This window comes from Citromicrobium sp. JLT1363 (assembly GCF_000186705.1).
GTDB lineage: Bacteria > Pseudomonadota > Alphaproteobacteria > Sphingomonadales > Sphingomonadaceae > Alteriqipengyuania.
In genome coordinates this window covers 358,872-378,131 of sequence record NZ_AEUE01000001.1, presented here as the reverse complement: position 1 = coordinate 378,131, position 19,260 = coordinate 358,872, and the positions used below count along the sequence as shown (strand labels likewise).

General features: G+C 66.3%; 15 protein-coding genes and 1 tRNA gene. 6 read left to right on the top strand and 10 right to left on the bottom strand.

Annotated features, from left to right (window positions below):
* Positions 1-217 precede the first annotated feature (217 nt).
* Entirely contained in the window at positions 218-625 is a 408-nt protein-coding gene (locus ADAD_RS0101745; RefSeq protein WP_010408607.1) for a hypothetical protein, read from the top strand.
* Between the two features lie 91 nt (positions 626-716).
* Positions 717-1,217 (top strand): EF-hand domain-containing protein, encoded by a 501-nt coding sequence (locus ADAD_RS0101740; RefSeq protein WP_010408606.1) that lies wholly within the window; start codon positions 717-719, stop codon positions 1,215-1,217.
* A 60-nt stretch (positions 1,218-1,277) separates the two neighbouring features.
* On the opposite strand, the gene ADAD_RS0101735 is transcribed toward ADAD_RS0101740, so the two are convergent.
* The 5 genes from ADAD_RS0101735 to ADAD_RS0101715 all read right to left on the bottom strand — a co-directional run bounded on the left by ADAD_RS0101735 (position 1,278) and on the right by ADAD_RS0101715 (position 7,522).
* Positions 1,278-3,740 (bottom strand): YadA-like family protein, encoded by a 2,463-nt coding sequence (locus tag ADAD_RS0101735; protein ID WP_158005180.1) that lies wholly within the window; start codon positions 3,738-3,740, stop codon positions 1,278-1,280.
* Between the two features lie 164 nt (positions 3,741-3,904).
* Positions 3,905-3,978: transfer RNA gene (locus ADAD_RS0101730), tRNA-Gly, on the bottom strand.
* A gap of 318 nt (positions 3,979-4,296) precedes the next feature.
* Positions 4,297-5,073, bottom strand: coding sequence for an SDR family NAD(P)-dependent oxidoreductase (locus ADAD_RS0101725; protein WP_010408604.1), 777 nt, complete (start codon positions 5,071-5,073; stop codon positions 4,297-4,299).
* Positions 5,070-6,251: a GDSL-type esterase/lipase family protein gene (locus ADAD_RS0101720; protein WP_010408603.1), complete on the bottom strand. Its 1,182-nt coding sequence runs from the start codon at positions 6,249-6,251 to the stop codon at positions 5,070-5,072. Before ADAD_RS0101720 ends, ADAD_RS0101725 begins: the two co-directional genes overlap by 4 nt.
* A 50-nt stretch (positions 6,252-6,301) precedes the next feature.
* Entirely contained in the window at positions 6,302-7,522 is a 1,221-nt protein-coding gene (locus ADAD_RS0101715) for an MFS transporter (RefSeq protein ID WP_010408602.1), read from the bottom strand.
* Positions 7,523-7,583: 61 nt separating this feature from the next.
* Between ADAD_RS0101715 and ADAD_RS0101710 the strand changes: the two genes are divergently transcribed.
* Together ADAD_RS0101710 and ADAD_RS0101705 are read left to right on the top strand one after the other, a co-directional pair.
* Positions 7,584-8,438: a LysR substrate-binding domain-containing protein gene (locus ADAD_RS0101710; RefSeq protein ID WP_083825530.1), complete on the top strand. Its 855-nt coding sequence runs from the start codon at positions 7,584-7,586 to the stop codon at positions 8,436-8,438.
* A gap of 238 nt (positions 8,439-8,676) precedes the next feature.
* The gene (locus ADAD_RS0101705) at positions 8,677-9,267 is read left to right on the top strand and encodes a DUF305 domain-containing protein (RefSeq protein ID WP_010408600.1); all 591 of its coding nucleotides are present in this window, start codon (positions 8,677-8,679) and stop codon (positions 9,265-9,267) included.
* Positions 9,268-9,270: 3 nt separating this feature from the next.
* On the opposite strand, the gene ADAD_RS0101700 is transcribed toward ADAD_RS0101705, so the two are convergent.
* On the bottom strand, positions 9,271-9,570 hold the full coding sequence (locus ADAD_RS0101700; protein ID WP_010408599.1) for a metal-sensitive transcriptional regulator: 300 nt from the start codon (positions 9,568-9,570) through the stop codon (positions 9,271-9,273).
* A gap of 76 nt (positions 9,571-9,646) precedes the next feature.
* Here ADAD_RS0101700 and ADAD_RS0101695 point away from each other — a divergent pair, with 76 nt between their 5' ends.
* Together ADAD_RS0101695 and ADAD_RS0101690 are read left to right on the top strand one after the other, a co-directional pair.
* Positions 9,647-11,347: a copper resistance system multicopper oxidase gene (locus ADAD_RS0101695; protein ID WP_029139824.1), complete on the top strand. Its 1,701-nt coding sequence runs from the start codon at positions 9,647-9,649 to the stop codon at positions 11,345-11,347.
* The gene (locus ADAD_RS0101690; RefSeq protein WP_010408596.1) at positions 11,344-12,342 is read left to right on the top strand and encodes a copper resistance protein B; all 999 of its coding nucleotides are present in this window, start codon (positions 11,344-11,346) and stop codon (positions 12,340-12,342) included. The genes ADAD_RS0101695 and ADAD_RS0101690 overlap by 4 nt, the downstream gene beginning before the upstream one ends.
* A gap of 48 nt (positions 12,343-12,390) precedes the next feature.
* On the opposite strand, the gene ADAD_RS15370 is transcribed toward ADAD_RS0101690, so the two are convergent.
* The 4 genes from ADAD_RS15370 to ADAD_RS0101670 all read right to left on the bottom strand — a co-directional run bounded on the left by ADAD_RS15370 (position 12,391) and on the right by ADAD_RS0101670 (position 18,916).
* Positions 12,391-13,275, bottom strand: coding sequence for an isoaspartyl peptidase/L-asparaginase family protein (locus ADAD_RS15370; RefSeq protein WP_010408593.1), 885 nt, complete (start codon positions 13,273-13,275; stop codon positions 12,391-12,393).
* A complete protein-coding gene (locus tag ADAD_RS15365; protein ID WP_010408591.1) occupies positions 13,272-14,498 on the bottom strand; it encodes a cyanophycinase in 1,227 nt (408 codons plus the stop codon). Before ADAD_RS15365 ends, ADAD_RS15370 begins: the two co-directional genes overlap by 4 nt.
* Positions 14,498-15,973 (bottom strand): putative basic amino acid antiporter YfcC, encoded by a 1,476-nt coding sequence (yfcC, locus tag ADAD_RS0101675; protein WP_139020293.1) that lies wholly within the window; start codon positions 15,971-15,973, stop codon positions 14,498-14,500. The genes ADAD_RS15365 and yfcC overlap by 1 nt, the downstream gene beginning before the upstream one ends.
* A 93-nt stretch (positions 15,974-16,066) precedes the next feature.
* On the bottom strand, positions 16,067-18,916 hold the full coding sequence (locus tag ADAD_RS0101670) for a TonB-dependent receptor plug domain-containing protein (protein ID WP_083825543.1): 2,850 nt from the start codon (positions 18,914-18,916) through the stop codon (positions 16,067-16,069).
* Between the last annotated feature and the right edge of the window lie 344 nt (positions 18,917-19,260).

The window sequence follows — 19,260 nt, the reverse complement described above, 5'->3', positions numbered from 1 at the left end:
TGAAACACAGGGCAGATTGGCGCTTCTGGTTTTCCGCATGCGCGCGCATTAAGAACCCGTTGTGATGCAACGGATTTGCGGTATCTGACAGGCAGGACCGCACGTCTTCGGCCTGGGCCACCCATGCCGCGCGACATGACTACCCTCTCCTGCTGAGCCTTCAGGCCACCGGCACGGCAAGGGCGAGAAAACACTTTCAAGGAGCACCTCCCCCGTCATGGCCACTGCCGATACCCTCCCCGCCTGGATCGTCATGTTTCTCGGCATCTATTCCTTCGCCGCCGCCATGGGCGAACTGCGCATGCCGGGCACATGGAACGGCATGCTGGCGGATTTCGAACAGTCGCCGGGCATGCGGTTCATCGCCGGGATCATCACGCTGTTGCTGGGCGCGGTGGTCTATCTGGTGACGCCGTGGCGACCCGATGACTGGCTGTTCATCGCCGTAGCGGGCTTCGGCGGGCTGCTGGTCGTGAAGGGCATCCTGCTGCTTGCCGCGGGAGAGCGCTTCGTGACCTTCGGCCGCTGGGCCATGGCGGGCGCGAGCGAGGTGTGGGCCGGCCTGTCAGCAGTGCTGGGCGCCGGGTTCATCTTCGTCGCGCTGTCGCGGCTCGACACTTTCTGAGGGGGGCGTCCCGTTCGGGCATGCCCGCTACGCGGTTGATGTGCGGTTTATCCAGCCGCTATGCAGGCGCGTAGCGGCGACGGAGTACGATATGCGCAAGATTGTGATTCTGGCCGGGCTGATGGCCGCCACCGGCTCGCCGGTGCTTGCCCAGCAGAACGAGGCTGCGGCAGATGCGCCGCCGGGCGCGCAACCGATCACCCGGCAGCAGTTCATCGCCGAGATGGATGCCGAGTTCGTGCGGCTGGATGGCAATGGCGATGGCGTGCTTACCGAAGCGGAGATCGCCGCCAGCCAGCGCGCTGCGGCAGAACGGGAGGCGCTGCGGCAGAACCAGGCCGTGTTCGCCTCGCTCGACAGCGACGGGAATGGCTCGCTCAGCCCGCAGGAATTCGCTCGCCTCGCCAACCCCGACGCCGTGCCCATCGCCGCCAGCCCGATCCTCGCCCGGTTCGATCGCGACGGCGACAACGTGGTGACCCTGCTGGAATATCGCATTGCCACACAGGGCAATTTCGACGCTATCGATGCCGACCGCGACGGGGTCGTCAGCCCCGGCGAAATGGCCACCGCAGGGATCGTGTCGAACTAGCGGGACTTGCAGGGGCGACCGCAGTGGCCGCCCCTCCCCCATAGCAACGAAGTTGCGCCGTCAGAAGCCGAAGCCCAAGCCCACGCGCGCGCCGAACTCGTCGTCGGCGGTGTTGCTGGTGACGCCTGCGGAGATGTAGACCGCTTCGGTCAACCGCCCGCTCACGCTGCCTGCCAGCGCCTGCTCCCCGTTATAGGTCGCCGCGTTGAGCCACACCGACACGTTCTTGCCCGGAATGATCGGCGCATTGCCCATCGCCATGGCCGCCGCGATCCCGCCAGAGAGCGAACGATCGAGGTCTTCCAGCTGGAAGGAGAGATCGGCGAACTGCCCCTCCAGCGCGCCGACCCTTCCGGTGAGCGCGGTCACGTCCGAGGAAAGCGCGTTGAACTGCGCGTCGCTCACGGCGGAAATCGGCATGCTCAGTGCGCGCTGGAAGCCCCCGGCCGCGCTCGTGCTGATCGCGGTGCGCCCAAGCGTGCCCGACTCATCGGCGGTGACGAGGTAGATCGTGCCCTCCTGCTTCGCGCTGGACGAAGCGAGGCTTGCGACCTCTACCGTACCGCTCGCCTGGCCGATGGCCACCTGATTGCCCGCCGTGGTCACCGCGCCTGCGCCCAGCGCGGTCGAACCCGTGAAGTCGGCGATGGCGCCCGTACCCAGCGCGGTCGCGCCATTGGCGCGAGCGAACGCCGCGCGGCCCAGCGCGGTGGCGTTCTCGCCGGTCGCCTGTGCTCCATTGCCCACTGCGGTCGACCGCAATCCGGGCGCGAAGCTCGAATAGCCGAGCGCGGTGGCAAAATTGCCGCGCGCGGTGGCGAAGGCTCCGAAAGCGAGCGTGCCGACACCCGATGCGGTAGAGCCCGCACCTGCCGCGGTCGATTGCACTCCGTTGGCGGTCGCGCCGTAGCCGAAGGCAGTGGTCCGCAGGCCGGTGGCGGCACTGTCCGCGCCGACCGCCAGCGATTCCTGGCCGGTGGCGCGCGCCCCGCTGGTATCGCCGTCCGAACCGTCGCCGCCGATGGCGAGCGCGTCGGTCCCGCTGGCGATGGCCGTGCCTTGCGAGGATCCGCTGGCGAAGTAGGCCAGCTCGGCCGAAGTGGCACCGATCGAAGAGGCTACCGCATCCACGTAGCCTTTGGTCGCCGCATCGCTCGCGTTGATCGGATCCGCCAGATTGGTCACCCGCCGCCTGTTGGTCGAGGATCCGACCGACACCGTGTTGGCCTCGTCGGCAATCGAGTTCGCGCCGATGGCGATGGCATTTGCCGCGCTTGCCTGCGCCAGATACCCGATGGCAACGCTCTGCGCGGCGCTGAAGTCGACCAGCGCGCTGGCACCGATGGCGACCGCACCCGCGTTGCGCGCACGCGCACCATTGAACGACCCTTCGACCGCTTCGCCGCCAATCGCCACCGCGCCTTCGCCTACGGCCGCTGCGCGTTTGCCCATCGCCACTGCGGAGCGTTGCGTGACGCGGCTGTCCGCGCCGACAGCGATCGAATCGACGGCTTCGGAACTGGCATCCAGCCCGACTGCGACACCCCGGTCGGCAGTGACGCTCGCATCGCTGCCCAGCGCGACCGATCCCAGGCCGTCGCTTACCGCACCCAGATCGTCATCGTCCGACCCGTCGCCCCCAATGGCGATGGCGCGCAGGCCGGTGGCGTTCGCTTTGGGCCCGATGGCAATCGCCCTGGACAATTGCGCAACCGATTCCGATCCGATGGCAACGGCGTCGCCGCTGCCGGCCGACGAGGCACGCCCCACCGCAATCGCCCCCTCTGCCTCCGATTGCGCGACGCTGCCGATGGCAATGGCATCCGTGCCCGTCGCCGCAGCCCCGCCGCCGGTGCTGTTGACGACCAGATATTGCGAGCCCCCGCCGGCCAGGCCGGCGATGGCGGAGTTCAACTGGCCGATGGTCGCGACATCGCTGTTATCGATACCGCTGGCGACATTCGTGATCCGGCGCTGCAGATCGTCGTTGCCGACCGAGACGGTGTTTTCGGCGTAGGTTCTGGAGTTCGTGCCCAGAGCGACGGACCCCACGTAGTTCGCCAGAGTGTTGGCCCCCAGAGCAACGGCGTCGTTTGTTGCATAGGCCGTTCGTCCGACCGCAACGCCCCGGGTGAATTCCGCGCTCGCGCCATATCCCAGAGCCACCGCGTCCAATCCCGCCCTCGCCGTACCCCCGATTGCGATCGAACCGCTTAAATTGGCGGTCGACTGGAAGCCGATGGCGATGGCTGCCGTGCCGAACGCGCCCGCACGCTCGCCCAGCGCGACGGACCCGTCTCCGGTCGCGCTCGCCGTGGTGCCGATGGCGACAGCCCGATCTCCGGTCGCTTCGGAGGCCACCCCGCATTCGAGCCCGTCGTCATCGGTGTCGAGCGTGGCGTCGGGCCCCTCGCTCGCGTTGCAGCCGGGCGTTTCGTCGGCGCGCGCCTCGCCATGCCAGCCTGCTACCGAAATCGCACTCGCGCCCAGCAGCAGAGCGGAGAAAATACGTCCTGAATTCATGGCTGAATCGCCCCCCGTTTCGTCCGTCGCATGCATTCGCCAGAACCGGTTGCAGAACAAGCAAATTCAGCTGCGGTTTATCGAAAATTCAACCGGATAGGGGATGGAGCCGGAAGGCTCGACACGCCGGTATGGAAAGGCTGCGGCTGCCAGCCGGGAAGCGCTGGAGCGGGTGAAGGGAATCGAACCCTCGTCGTCAGCTTGGGAAGCTGCTGCTCTACCATTGAGCTACACCCGCACTTCAATGACTTAATCGTCATCGCAAGCGATCTTTTACAGTGCTTTTTACAGCGCGCAGGCAGATGTCTTAGTTACCGGGCTGCGTCAATCGCTTTCATCAACGCATCGGTTGCGCCGGTTTCTTCCGCCCGAGGCCGAGTGGCAGTTCATGCTGTCATCTCGCAATCCTTGGCGGAGCGAGGGCAGCTTCGCGCCCCGATCGCGGCCATCCGCCCTGTCGCCTGGCCTCCCCGGAGCGGTCGTTGCCGTTCGATCGAGGGGGTGTCGGCCTGACCGCAGAGGCAATGCTGCTTCAGGCAGCGCCTGCGCTTCGCCGCTAGAGGCTGTCCACCACGCCGCCATCGACGCGCAGCGATGCGCCGGTGGTCGCGCTGGACAGCGGCGATGCGACATAGGCGATCATAGCGGCCACCTCCTCCACGCTCGCCGCACGCTGGATGATCGAGGTCGGCCGGTTCTCCATCACGAAGTCGGCGGCGACCTCCTCCAGTGGCTTGTCGCTCTGCGCGGCCCGGTCGGCGAGCATGTCTTCCAGCCCTTCGGACAGCGTCGGGCCGGGCAGGACCGAGTTGACGGTCACCCCGGTCCCAGCCAACCGTTTCGCAAGGCCGCGGGCGAAAGCGACGTCGGCGGTCTTGCTGACGCCGTAATGGATCATCTCGGCCGGGATGTTGAACGCGCTTTCAGAGCCCAGCATCACGATCCGGCCCCAGCCCTTGTCGACCATTGCCGGGGCATAGGCGCGCGACAGCCGCACCGCGCTCATCACATTCACCTGCCAGTGGCGATCCCACGTCTCGTCGTCGGTATCGAAGAAATCGGCCGGCTCGAAGATCCCGGCATTGTTGACGAGGATGTCGACCGGGCCGGTGGCGGCGTGGATCGCCTTGCACCCTTGCGCCGTGCCGACATCGCCGGCCACGGGCTGCGCGCCCGCCGCTATTCGCCCGGCCGCCTCGGCGGTGCGGGTTTCATCGCGCCCGTTGACGAATACGCGCGCGCCGCATTCGGCCAGCGCCTTGGCGGCTGCGAAGCCGATCCCGGCGGTGGAACCGGTCACGAGGGCCGAACGGCCCGAAAGGTCGAGTTTCAATGTCTGTCTCCTGACTGGATGAGTGTCACCAACGCATCGGCGATCGCACGGTTGCCCTGCGCGCCGGGATGCAGCCGGTCACCGCTGTCGTAGGCAGGAAGAAGCCGCGCCGGATCGGCCGGGTCGGCGAGCAGGCGATCGAGATCGAACAGCGTGGCCGATCCATGATGGGCGCGCAGCCACTCGTTGAACGCGCGGCGCAGCGCGTCCTTTTCGGGCGTCCAGTAATTGCCCTCCATCGGCGTGCCGGGCAGCGCATCGCCGAAGGGGGCGATGGTGGAGAGGATCATCCGGGCGCCGTGAAGCTCCGCCTGCGCGATCAGGCTGCGGACCCCGTCCTGCAGCGCGCCGAGCGTCACCATCGGCTCGTCGGGCCGGAAGGGCGTGCCGGGCCAGGCGATGTCGTTGGTCCCGATCAGGACCACCACCGTGTCCGCCCCCGGGAGCGCGAAGACCTCGCTCGCGATCCTTTCCAGCACGGGCTCCCCCATGCCGGGCGAGAGCAGGCGATTGCCCGAGATCCCGGCGTTCACCACCGCGATGTTCTCCGGGGCAAGATCCTGCGCCAGATAGTCGGGCCAGCGGGCCAGCGCATCAACCGGCGCGCCGTTGCCGTCGGTAATCGAGTCACCCAGCGCCACCACGACCCCGCGCGCCTCGACATCGCCATAGACGGCTGAGAGGGCGAGCCGGGCGGTCATCGTGCCCTCGGCCCCATCGGCGGTGACGAAGCGGCTCGTCTCGCGCGCGTCCCAGTGGAAGTCGCCGCCGTGTTCTCCGGCAAAGCGAATCCGCACGGCGATCCGGCGGCAGCCATCGATGGCGACGGGGTCGCTGAGCGCGGTCGTGCCGGCCGGCGCGCTTGCCCGTACCGACTGCGCGAAGGTGAGTGGTGTGCTGCTTTTCCCCGCGCCCGCATCGAGACAGCGCACCGTCCCCTCCGCCAGCTCGAGCGGACCCGCCCCGTAGCGGTTGGAGAACTCGATCCGGACATGGTCGCTCGGCAGCGCGAGCGTGAGCGGCTGGTCGACCGTCGTCCCCTCGATTGGCGCAGGTAGCCCCGTTTCGAAGAAGGAATTCTCATCGTCCCACACGCGCTGCGGGCTGGCCGTCCACAGCGGAACCCATTGATCGGCCCCGGCATCAACGGCCTGGGCGTGAGCCGCTTGGGGGATCATGAGCGCGGCAAGGACGAGAGGAAGTGTTGCGGCAAGCGGCCTGCAATATGTCATGGCGTGGTCTCCGGTTCGATGGTCAGGAAAGCGATGGCCGCGGCCAGCCCCGGCGGGACTGCGGCGACGAAGAAGAGGGCGGGCAGGCCCCATCCGGCGCTCAGCACGAGGCCGCCGATCCATGCGCCGATGGCATTGCCCAGATTGAAGGCCGAGATGTTGAAGGTGGAGGCCAGCGCCTCGTCCGCGCCGCGCGCCTGCCGGATCGTCCACGCCTGCAACGGAGCGACGGTGCCGAACGCCACCGCGCCGAACATCGCGATCGCCAGCGCCACGCCGGGCATGGAGCAGAAGGCCCAGCGCGACACGATCAGCGTCGCCGCAAGCGCCAGCAGCGTGCCGAGAACCGCCTTGCGCAGGTTCCGGTCGGCCAGCCATCCGCCAGCCAGATTGCCGCCCACCAGCCCGATGCCGAACAGCAGCAGCAGCGGCGCCACTGCACTGTCCGCAAACCCGCTCATCCGGGTCAGCACCGGCGCGATATAGGTGAACAGCAGGAAGACGCCGGCAAAGCCCAGCACCGTCATCGCGAAGCCCAGCAGCGGCCCCTTGCCCAGCATGGCCGCCAATTCGGTGCGGGCCTTGCGCGGCGCGCGTTCGACCCGCAGCCGCGGCACCCACAGCGCGATCGCTGCAAGGGCGAGCAATCCGAGCGCGCAAATGACCAGAAAGGTCGCACGCCAGCCCCAGGCATGTCCGATCCAAGTACCGAAGGGCACGCCGAGCACGTTGGCCAGCGTCAGCCCGGTGAACATCAGTGCGATGGCCGAGCCTTTCCGCTCCGGCGGGACCAGCTGCTGCGCCACGATCGCGCCGACCCCGAAGAACGTGCCATGCGCAAACCCGGTCACGATCCGCGCCAGCATCAGGGTCGTATATGTCGGGGCGAGCGCGCAGGCGAGATTGCCGATTGTGAAGACACCCATCAGCATCAGCAGCACCATCTTGCGCGACGCCCTGGCGGTCAGCAGCGTCAGCACCGGCCCGCCGAAGACGACCCCGAGGGCGTAACCCGCCACCAGCAGACCCGCGCTCGCGATCCCGACGTCGAGGCTGCGCGCGACCTGCGGCAGCAGGCCCATGATGACGAATTCGGTCAGCCCGATCCCGAAGGATCCCGCTGCCAGCGCGATCAGGCCGCGCCGGTTGGACGGGGTGGATCGGGCATGGTCGGTCGTCGCGTTCGATGGAAGGAAAGGGTGTGTGCAATCGGTCATCGGCGGTCCCGGCGTGTGGAGGAACCATTGGATAGGCCGCGCGGACTTGTGATATTAGGCTATGGTTCAGACCAGCTCTTGTGAATTGAATTCATCGATGATCGCGCCCAACAACCGCCTTGCCGAACTGGAACTGGTGATCGCCGTCATCGATGGCGGCAGCTTTTCCGAAGCCGCCCGCAGTACGGGCCGCACGGCGTCCGCGATCAGCAAGGCGATCGCGCGGCTCGAAGAGCGGCTGGGCGTCGTGCTTTTCCATCGCAGCACCCGCCATGTAACGCCGACCGAAGCGGGCGAGGCTTTCGCCGGGCGAGGCCGGACGATCGTTGCCGAACTATCCGCCCTGGAACGCGACATGGCAAAGGACCGGCCCGAAGGACTGGTCCGGATCGCGACCAGCGCGGTCTATGCCGGCCATATTCTCGCGCCCTTGTTGAATCGGTTCCACGCAGAACATCCCGCTATTGGCATCGAACTCTGCCTGTCCGATCGTGTCTCGCCGCTGGCCGAAGCGGGTATTGATCTCGCGATCAGGGCTGGCCCGCTACCCGACTCCGGTCTGTTCACCCGATCACTGGGTGAGATTGAGCTGGTGAATGCGGGCAGGACTGCCGGATTGCCTTTTTTCGGTCTGTCCTACGCCCGCGCCGATACGAAGTGGCACAGACGCCCGCCGCCTTTCCTCGCAGATGATGGCGCAACGATCATCGCGGCAGTCCGGGCAGGATCGGCCCAGGGGTTCGTCCCACGTTTCGCCATAGCCGACATGCTCGACAGCGGACATCTGCGCGTGCTGGACCCAGCGCAAACCTTCACCGAACCATTTCACATCGTCTACACCGGCCGGGCGGCAAACCTTCCCCGGCGGGTCGAGATCCTTATCGACTTCATCGCCCGGCATGGGAAAGTCGGATGATGTGCCGCGTCTGCGCCCGGGCCGGAAGTGGACTGTCCGACCCAGGGTTACTCAATTCCGCACCGCCGCGATCATGGCCACCTATATGATGCAGAAGCTGGCGGTCGATCCACTGCGGTAGTCGTCAGGCGTGCCCCTGGCCCGGCCCGGTTGCCCGCCCCTGTTGCATGCGGTGCCCCACCCGCAATTTCGGAACCCGATACCCCCGGGGGGTGTAGGTTCCACAGAGGAGGCACGCATGGCACACGAAAACGCAACCACGAACGGACACGGGCAGGGCAACAAATGGCCCACTTTCGCGGCGATGATTGCGACCTCCATCGTCACGATGTTCGTGCTCAAGTATTCCAACGTCTACGACACGGGGCACATCTGGTTCAGCCAGACGCGCATGTGGATGGCGCTGATGATGGGCATGGCCATGATCGTCATCATGCTCGGCTTCATGTGGGGCATGTATCGCACCTTCATGACCAAGGTTCTGGTCATGATCGGGGCGGTGCTGGGCTTCGCGCTGTTCCTGTTTCTGGCCCGCAGCCAGACGACGGTGAACGATCAGGCCTACATGAAGGCGATGATCCCGCACCACTCCATCGCCGTGCTGACCAGTCGCCGCGCCGAGATCAGCGATCCGCGCGTGCGCGAACTGGCCGATGCGATCATCGAGGCACAGGTGAAGGAAATCGCGCAGATGGAAATGCTGCTCGAGGATATCGAGGAGAATGGCGAGCAGGGTAGCGGCGAGGTGCTGGCCCCGCGCACCGCCGAACTGACGGCCGAATTGCGCCGGAAGGCGCGCGAGGATGCGGGCCTGACCGAAGCGGAATAGGCGTCAGCGCCGCTTGGCGAACAGGTCGACCAGTTCCTCGAACTTCTCGCGCTGGTCGGCTTCGTCGCCGCTGGCGATGGCTTCGGCCACGCAGCAGGCGGCGTGATCCTTGAGAACCTGCGTTTCCACCTTGGCCAGCGCGGACTTCACCGCCTGCATCTGGTGCAGGATGTCCATGCAGTAGCGGTCGTCGTCGATCATCTGGGCCAGCCCGCGCACCTGCCCGGCGATCCGGTTCAACCGATTGATCTTTGCGGCCTTCGCGTCAGGCGTGCCGGTTTTGGGAGAGGTCGATTCAGCCATGGCCTTAGGTCCGATTGTCATACCCGGTGGGGGTATATATAGCGCGGCGCACAGGATCAATCAGCGAAAAGACACCATGCCCCCCATTTCCCGACGACGCCTCATCCAGAGCACGGCCGCATTGGCCGCCGTCAGCGCGTTGCCGATGCCTGCCTGGGCTCGTGGACAGTCGCTCACACACGCCGGCAACGGTTTCGGCGAGGTTTCGGGCGAGGATATCGAACTCGCGATTCGCAACCACCATTTCAGCACCGGCGGCCGCTCGGGCCACGCGGTTGCGGTCAACGGGACCGTTCCCGGCCCGCTGGTGCGCCTGCGCGAAGGGCAGAACGTGCGCCTGCACGTCACCAACCATCTGGAAGAGGACAGCTCGATCCACTGGCACGGCCTGCTGGTGCCGTTCCAGTTCGACGGCGTGCCCGGCGTCAGCTTCCCGGGTATCCGCCCGGGCGAGCGCTTCACCTACGAATTCCCGATCCGCCAGAGCGGCACCTACTGGTGGCACTCGCACTCGGGCCTGCAGGAGCAGGCAGGGCATTACGGGCCGATCGTGGTCGAAAGCGCCGATCCCGATCCGCGCTACGACCGCGATTATGTGGTGCTGCTGAGCGAATTCACGCCGATGCATCCGCACGAGATCATGCGGAAGCTGAAAGTGGGCGAGCACTACTTCCAGCGCGACATGCTGACCGCGACCGAGGGCGACATGTCGGGCGAGATGCGGCGTATGTGGGGCGAGATGCGGATGAACCCGCGCGATATCTCGGACGTCACGGGCAGCACCTACACCTTCCTCATCAACGGACACGGTCCGGCGGACGATCTGCAACTGGCATTCGAACCAGGCGAGCGGGTGCGGCTGCGCGTCATCAACGGATCGGCGATGACCTTCTTCAACGTCCGCCTGCCCGGCGTGCCGATGACGGTGATCGCGGCGGACGGGCAGGACGTGGACCCCGTCGAAGTGGACGAATTCCAGATCGGCGTGGCCGAGACCTACGATGTCATCGTGACCCCGCCCGATGGCAGCCACGCGATCGTCGCCGAGGCGATGGACCGCAGCGGCATGGGCGTCGCCAGCCTGACGAGCCACAAGGGCCACCGTGCCACCCCGCCGCCGCTGCGCGAGATCCCGACGCTCAGCATGGTCGATATGGGCATGATGGACCACGGCGGAATGGAAGGCATGGAGGGGATGAGTGGGATGGACCACTCGATGCGCGACAAGTCCCTCGTGCCCGATGACGTGAAGGTCGGGCCGGGCGTGGACATGATCGCGCCCATGCCGATGGATCGCATGGATTTCCCCGGCCTCGGCCTCGACAAGGTGAGCCACCGCGTGCTGCGCTACACCGACCTCAAGGCGAAGCGGATGAACCCGCACCGCGAAGTCGACCGCGAGATAGAAATCCATCTCACCGGCAACATGGAACGCTACATGTGGAGCTTCGACGGCAAGAAGTTCACCGCCGTCACCGACGATCCGATCCGCTTCGGTTATGACGAGCGGGTGCGCGTCAAGCTGGTCAACCAGACCATGATGGCGCACCCGATCCATCTGCACGGCCATTTCTTCGAACTGGTCAACGGCGCGGACCACATGCACCAGCCGCTCAAGCACACGGTGATCGTGCAGCCGGGCGGCACCGCTACCTTCGACCTGACCGCGAACGAGCCGGGCGACTGGGCCTTCCACTGCCACCTGCTCTACCACATGCACGCAGGCATGATGCAGGTGGTGACGGTGCGACCGTTCCCCGATGGAGGTGAGGCATGATGCGCACCGCGATGCTCGCCGGCGCCCTGCTGCTGCCCACTCCGCTGGCCGCGCAGGACCATTCGGGCCATGGCAGCAAGGGCGAGCCCGTGCCGGAGATGGATCACTGCGCGATGGGGCACCTCCCGCCCGAGCAGTGCCCGCCCGAAGACACGCCGGAGGAAGACCTGCCGGGGGATGACATGTCCGGCATGGATCATGGCGCGCATGACAAGATGTCTGGCAAGTCCGCGCCCGGCGCCGCGCCCGAGGGGGCCGTCCCTGCGCGTGCGCTCGAAGGTCCGCGGCACGCCGCCGATGCCATCTGGGGCCGCGAGGCGATGGAGCCTTCTCGCGTTCAACTCGCCCGCAACAACGGCGGCATGAAAACCGGCATGATCCTGGTCGAACGGCTGGAAGCGCGCATCGCGACCGATGGCGGGCCGGATGGCTACGTGTGGGACGCGCAAGCCTGGTACGGCGGCGACCTCAACCGTGTCGTGTTCAAGACCGAAGGCGAAGGCGAGTTCGGCGGCGAACTGGAAGACGCCGAGATACAGGCCCTCTTCAGCCGAGCCATCGGGCCGTTCTTCGATCTGCAGGCGGGGGCGCGCTTCGACCCAGAACCCGACAGCCTGACGCATCTTGTGGTCGGCGTGGCTGGCCTGGCGCCTTACATGTTTCATGTCGATGGGGCGCTGTTCCTGTCCGACCGTGGCGACCTGACCGCGCGGATCAAGGCGGAATACGACCAGAAGATCACCCAGCGCCTGATCCTCCAGCCCCGGATCGAGGCGGAATTCGCGGCGCAGGACATTCCCGAGCGCGAGACCGGCGCAGGGTTCAAGGGCATCGAGCCGGGGCTGCGCCTGCGGTATGAGATCGTGCCGGAATTCGCGCCGTATATCGGCGTCGAATACGAGGCGAAGCTGGGCGGAACGGCCGACATTGCGCGCGCGCGAGGGGCGGACCCCGACGGTTTCAAGGCCGTCATCGGGCTGCGAACCTGGTTCTGAGCCCCGGCCCCGAGAGCAAGCCGCGAACCCTCAGGGCCGCCATGGGCTCTACAGGATTGCCACGATCGGCTCCTCGCCCGCGCGTGCGAGGGCGCGCTTCATGCCCGGCGAGTTGAACGGCATCGCGCATCGTCCCGTGTGGTCCAGGGCGATCAGGCCACCATCGCCTCCCCTGGCGGCAACCGCGTCGAGCATGCCTGCCGCCGCCTGTTCGAGGGTTTGGCCACCATAGGCCATGCGTGCGGTCACATCGCGCGCGCCGCCTGCGTGGATGAAGCTCTCGCCAATACCGGTGCAGCTGATCGCCACCTTGCCGTCGGCCCAGTTGCCAATGCCGGTGATCGGCGTGTCGCCCACGCGCCCCGCCTGCTTGCCCAGCAGCCCCCCGGTCGAGGTTGCCGCCGCCAGCCTGCCGTTGCCGTCCAGCGCCACCGCACCCACGGTTCCGTGGACCAGGCCCGGATCAAGCCGCGAGAGATCCTCCTGCTCGACCCCCACGGGCAAGCGGTAATGCGCTGCCGCATCGCCCACCCGCGCACAGCCATGATCCAGCGCAAATCGCCGCGCTCCGTCGCCCGCGAGCAGCACGAAGGGCGTTTCGTCGAGCACCAGACGCGCCGCACGCACGGGGTTTGCGACCTCCTGCAAGGCACACACCCCGCCCGCCTTGCCGCTCGCGCCATCCATGATCGCGGCATCGCATTCGACAAATCCGCGATCATTGGGCGCGGAACCGCGCCCTGCAACATAGAGCCCGCTCGCCTCCAGCTCGCTCACGGCCCACTCGACCGCGTCGATGGCGCTGAGCCCGGCGCCCATCTTGTCGGCGCAGCGGGCGATCAGGTCGGCCAGATGGTCTTCGACCTCGCGGTAGTCGCGCGCGGGATCGACCCCCGCGCCTCCGTGCAGCGCGATGGCGTAGTTGGCGGTCATTGGTCCTCGATCGGCTGGATGGATACGGAAATCGGCTCGATGTCGAAGCGCACGCCCGAAATGGAATAGGCGGCCTTGCCCGCTTCGTCCCGGCCCCATGCGGCGCGCGAGGACTCGGCTTGCCCGAAGCGATAGGCAACGCCCAGATCGCCGCTGAAGGAATAGCGCACGACCTCGTCCGCGCCGGAATTGTCCATCAGCGCCTCGCCGATCACATCGGCCAGCATCGTGCCCGGCACGGCCATCCCTCCGGCTGGTGGAACCGCGCGCTCGAAATATTCGCGTCCCTTCGTGTCCTTGCGATACCAGGCGGGTTTCACCGATCCGTCGTCCAAGTCGATTTCGTCGCCATTGCCTGCAAGGCCCACGACAAGCCCGGTGATGCGCGCGTGCTCTCCCGACGAAGCGGTGGCCTGGGCCGCGTTGAGCACGGTCACATAGCCTGCCCCCAAAATGGTTGCGCTGCGCTGGCCCGGCGCGACGACAAGGCCCGTATTCTCGTCGATACCAAGCCCGATGGGCAGCGCCTTCTTCAGCCGGATCAGCGCCACCGCCAGCCGCCCGAGCCGCGCGCGCTCGCCGAAATGCTGGTCGATAAGATTGCTGCGCAGGAAATGGAGACCGCGCGCAAGGCCGACGTCCTCGCCCGAATCGCCGGGCAGCAGTGCGCCCATGGAATCGCCCTGCGTGATCATCGCCCCGCTCATGATGGCCGCGCCCGCCGACGTCCCGCCGATCACCGCCCCTTCCGCATAGCGCGCGCGGATGGCGGAGAGGTACGGCGTGTCTTCTCCGTCTTTTGTCAGCAGCAGTCCGGTAATGCGCGACTGGTCGCCCCCGGTGAACCAGATCGCGCCCGCGTTTTCGAGCCGGGCCAGCTCCTCCTCGCTCTCGACATTCCTCGCCCAGCGGCTTTCATCGACGGTGCGCGTGCCCGGATCGTCCTTCATCGCGATTTGCGCGATGGCGATGTCTGCAGCGCTCGCCCCGTGTTTCACCAGCGCATCGCGCACGGCCTCGGCGGAAGCGCTGGCTTCGCCCGATGCCGCGGGGATGATAACGATTCCCGGCGCCCCTTCCGGGCGCGCGTCTAGAAAGGCGCGGTAGACGGCTGCGTTTTCCGCCTTCAGCCCGCCGCCCACGATGACGAGGTGCCCCTCGGCCAGGGCGGCGCCGGGCAGTGCCGCGGCTACGAGAAAGATCAGGGCGGTGAGAAGGCGCATCAATATCCACTCCCGTGCGCTGCGAGGATCACGATCGAAGCGATGCCCATGAGGACAAGCAAGGGTTTCCACACGAAGGCCAGCCAGTCGGTATAGCTGACGCGTGCGGCGGCAAGGCATCCCATCAGCCCGGCGGACGTGGGAATGACCAGGTTGGTAAGGCCATCGCCCAGCTGGAAGGCCAGCACCGCTGTCTGGCGCGTGACGCCGGAAAGATCGGCCAATGGGGCCATGATCGGCATGGTGACGCTCGCCTGGCCCGATCCCGAGGCGATGAAGAAATTGATCGCGCTTTGGGCGAGATACATGACCCAGGCGGTCATCCAGTCCGGCGAAAGCGCCGTCAGGGACGAAAGACCGTCGAGCAGCGTGTTCATCAGCGACGAAGCGGTCGGCTCGTCGCCGCCCAGCAGCAGCAGGATGCCCTTCGCCACACCCACGATCAGCGCTGCGGGCAGGAGCTGCGCCGCGCCATCCCTGAATGCATCCATCGTGGCGTTCAGGGAGCATCCCTCCAGCCCCGCGGCCCGCGCCACCAGCGCAACGAAAATGCCCAGCGCCATGAACTGCGCCGAGAGTTCGGCGAGGTAATAGCCGCGGGCACCAACGCCCCATGCGACCCACGCGATGGTCGCGGCGATGGCGATCATGATCGCGATGCGCGCGTGACCCAGGCCCGGATCCTCCTCGCCCTGCGCCTCGCTGGCCGATGAGACGGTGCGCAGGCCTGCGCGCTCGCCCAGTCTCACGCTGCGGGCATAGCGCCAGGTGAACAGCGCAGCCAGGAGGGTGAAGCCGGTCCATACGCCTATCCGCACCCCCATGCCCGATAGCGGCGGAAGCCCCGCGATCGACTGCGCGACGATCACGTTGAACGGGTTCATCCAGCTCGTCGCGAAACCGATCTGCGTGCCTACGATCGTCACGAGCAGGGCCGTGATCGCGTCGTAACCGGCACGGGCAAGCGCAGGCGTGAGGACCAGCGTGAGCGCGATGGCCTCTTCTGACATGCCGAAGACCGCGCCCGCCAGCGAGAAGCCGATGAACAGGCCTACCACCAGCCTTTCGCTGCGCGCCTTGCCGCCGGGCAAAGCAGCGATCAGCGAAGCGTCGATAGCGCGCGTGCGCGAGATCATCCCGAACACGCCGCCGATCACGAGGATGAAGGCCATCAGGCCGACGGTGGCCGAGTAGCGATCGCCGCTCACCAACCCGGCGAAGAAGAAATCGAGGAAGCCGACCCTCTCGGCATCGCCGAGGATGGGGGCTGGCGACGGGCCATCGGCAGCGACGAAACTGCCGGGCACGATACGCGCCGGATCGCCCGCGACCGAATACGCGCCCGGCGTGAACACGAAAGTCGCTGCCCAGGCGACCAGCGCGAGCACGAACAGGATAAGCAGGGTGTCGGGCACGCGCCATGCCGCTGCGGGCGTCGCGCCTTCGGGGCCTGCCTTGTCCATAGGGTCTGCCATTGCCGATGCTTCCTTTGCCGGTCTGCCCCGGCGAGGGCTTGCCTTGGCAACCCGCCGGGACAGACCGATCGTGACCTCTCGCGGCCGCCGAGCCTAGAACCGCTTGGTTACGCGCACGGTGGCATACCGCCCGATCAGATCGTGATTGTACAGATCGACATTGGACGACGAACCGAGCACACGCGGCGGATCGGCATCGAAGATATTGCGCACCGCCAGCTGGATGTAGCTGTCCCGCGCGAAGTCGTAACTCACGCTGAGGTCGAAGGTGACATGATCGTCGACGAAATAGTCCTCTCCGGTGGGCAGGCCCAATGCTTCGAGCGTGCGGTCGGAGGGATCGTCGCGATACCCGCTGGTATAGAAGCCCGCGACGGACGCGCGCCAGTCCCCCTTGCGCCAGCGCAGGCGGCTCGACGCGATCCAGTCGGGATAGAGGTAGTCGCCTGCCAGCTGTTCCACCGGGCTGGCGGGTGAACCCTGCCGTTCGAAGTTGAAGATGTGGGTCACATCCGCGGTCAGGGTGAACCGGCCCGCCGGGCCATCGGCGAAGCGATGGGTGTAGACAAAGTCTATCCCGTCGGTCTTCTGGAAGCCCAGATTGGTGATCTGGAAATGCGCATCGGTGACGAAGCCGCCGGTCACTTCGAGCCCGGCCGTGCCGGTCGGCAGTTCGCCCGGCCCGACCACAGGGAACTCTCCGCCAAGCGCGCGGCGGATGAAATCATCCTCGTCGATGCCGACCAGATCTTCGTGGCGAATGTTCCAGTAATCCACGAGGAGTTCGATGCCATTGCCCGGCTGGATAACGATTCCGCCTCCGAAGCTGCGCGCGTTCTCCGCGCCCAGCGCGGGGTTGCCGACATCTTCGGACAGAAGCGCCTCGCCATCTTCGGTCGCATCGCCATCGCACGCGCCGGGCGTCGCCTCGCAATCGACGCGGTAGGATGACAGCAGGACGCCCGCCCCGCTCTGCGCAAGCGACGGGGCGCGGAAGCTGGTCGAATAATTGCCGCGCAGCGCAAGCCATTCGAGCGGTTGCCAGCGCGCCGCGATCTTGGGGTTGAAGTCGCTGCCGAAGCCCTGAAAATCGTCGAAGCGCCCGGCAATCTGCACGTCGAGCGTATCGGCGAGCGGGATGTACAGTTCGCCGAACGCAGACCAGGAATTGCGGCTTGCCTCGGCGCTGGTGGAGGAAAATCCGAGGATCGGCTCGGGATTGTTCGCACTCGCCACGGCTACGCCCGAGGGCGTATCGTTCAGCGTTTCGCGGCGGAATTCGCCGCCAAGGGCAACCTTGACCATTCCCGCGGGCATTTCGAACAGGTTGCCGTTGACGAAGCCATCGACTGCATAAAGCCGCGACTTGCCCGTCCGCTCGGCCTGCGTTTCGAGCAGATCGAGCACGCCGTCTTCCTGCGTCGCCTGCCCCCCGAAGGGATTGTACCACAAGGTGGTCTTGCCCACGCCCTCGCACGTGTCGCCCACGAAGTCGGCGTCGGGGCGCTCGGGATCGACGTCCCACCGCTCCACGCGCGTGCCATCGGTGCAGATATTGCCGAGGTTGAGATCGTAGAAGTTCTCCGAAAGATAGAGGCCGGACAGCCCGCGCTGCACCCGGTCGTTACCGCCGAACAGGAATGCCACGTCGAACTGCCAGTCGTCGGAAATGTCGCCCTTGAAGCCCGAGGTGATCCGGTAGCTGTCGGACGAGATTTCGACCGCGCGCGGTTCGGGGATCTTGCCCCAGGCGAAGATCGGGAAGCCGAAGAAGTCGCTGAAATCCCCGACGCCGCCTTCATCGACGATATCCTGCTGGAGCGCGGCGGGCCAGAACGGGTTCTCGGGATCGACCGGCGTGCGCGAGAAGTTGGCTGGCGAGCTGATCCCGCGCGATTCCACGTGCTGGTAGAGAACGTCGTTGTACCAGGTCAGGCTGTCGCTGATCTCGAACTGGTGCGTGAACAGGCCGCCGATGGTCTCGAGCCGGTCCTTGGCCGAGACGAAGGCATTGGTGTTGACCTCGCAAAACTCGCCCAGATTGCCGACGCCGAAATCGTCTGCCGGGCAGCCGCCGTCCTGCGGCTCCTCGGTCTGATCGTTGGCGTCGACCAGGAAGAAGAGGTCGTTGAAGCTGGGGTAGAAACCCTGCTGGCTGGGGCGGAAGCTATTCGCGCTGATCGCCCGGTCACGCAGGAAGAACGGATTGCGCTTGAAGTAATCGACCACCAGCATGATCGAGTTGCGCTCACCCAGGCGCGTGCCAACCACGCCGGTCAGGTTGAAGCGGCCTTCATCGGTGTCTGCGGTCGAATTGCCGTAGGAGCCTGACAGCTCGATCCCTTCGAAATCACTGCGCAGCACGTAGTTGACCACGCCCGCCACCGCGTCGGCACCATAGATCGCCGAGGCACCCGAGGGCAGGACCTCGACGCGCTCGATCGCGGCGAGCGGGATCGAGCTTGCGTCGATGAAGCTCTCCTGCCCGCGCGCAAAGGCGCTGATCTGCGCGCGCCGGCCGTTGATCAGCGTGAGCGTTGCCGAGGCTCCGAGCCCGCGCAGCGAGACAGCCGAAGCACCCACCGGCGTGTCCGAGGAAAGCGCGCCTGCGGTTGCGGTGGAGAATGTCTGCCCTCCGCCGGTGGTCACGGGCAGATCCTCGAGCACCTCGATCAGCGTGCCCGCGCCGCTTTCGATGATGTCTTCGCGCGTGATGGTCTCGGTCGGTACGGGACCATCCGTGGGAAGACCGGGGATGCGCGTGCCGATGACCGTGATTATTTCATCGTCTGCATCCGGCTCGTTGGCCTGATCGGTGTCGGGGGCGGTGCTCTCGTCCGTCTGCGACGCGGTTTGCGCCAGCGCCGGAGTTGCCGAACCGGCCATCAACAGGGCCAGAAACACGCCGCAGCGCGCAGTGAAACTCTTGGTGTTGGTGATCATGATGAATCGTTCCCTCCACAAGGATACCTCGTCGTCCACGCGCAGCGCGCATGGCGATGTATCGCTCAACAGGGCGGGAGCCGGATTTCGGGAAATGCCCCCTGAAACGGGGCACACATGTTCTGTCCTGTCTCGTCAGCCCTCAGAGCGCGAGAGAAAGATCATTCATCGAACCAGTCGGTCAGGTGAAATTCGACCGAACGGCGAACGGCGATCAAGCCGGATGGTGGACAGAAAAATCTGTGATCCATTGGGAAAATATTTCATGAAATCGAAAGGCGCGCAAGATGCATGCGCAAAACTACGGATTTGCGAACGAAACTAAGAATTTCGTGCGCCAACTC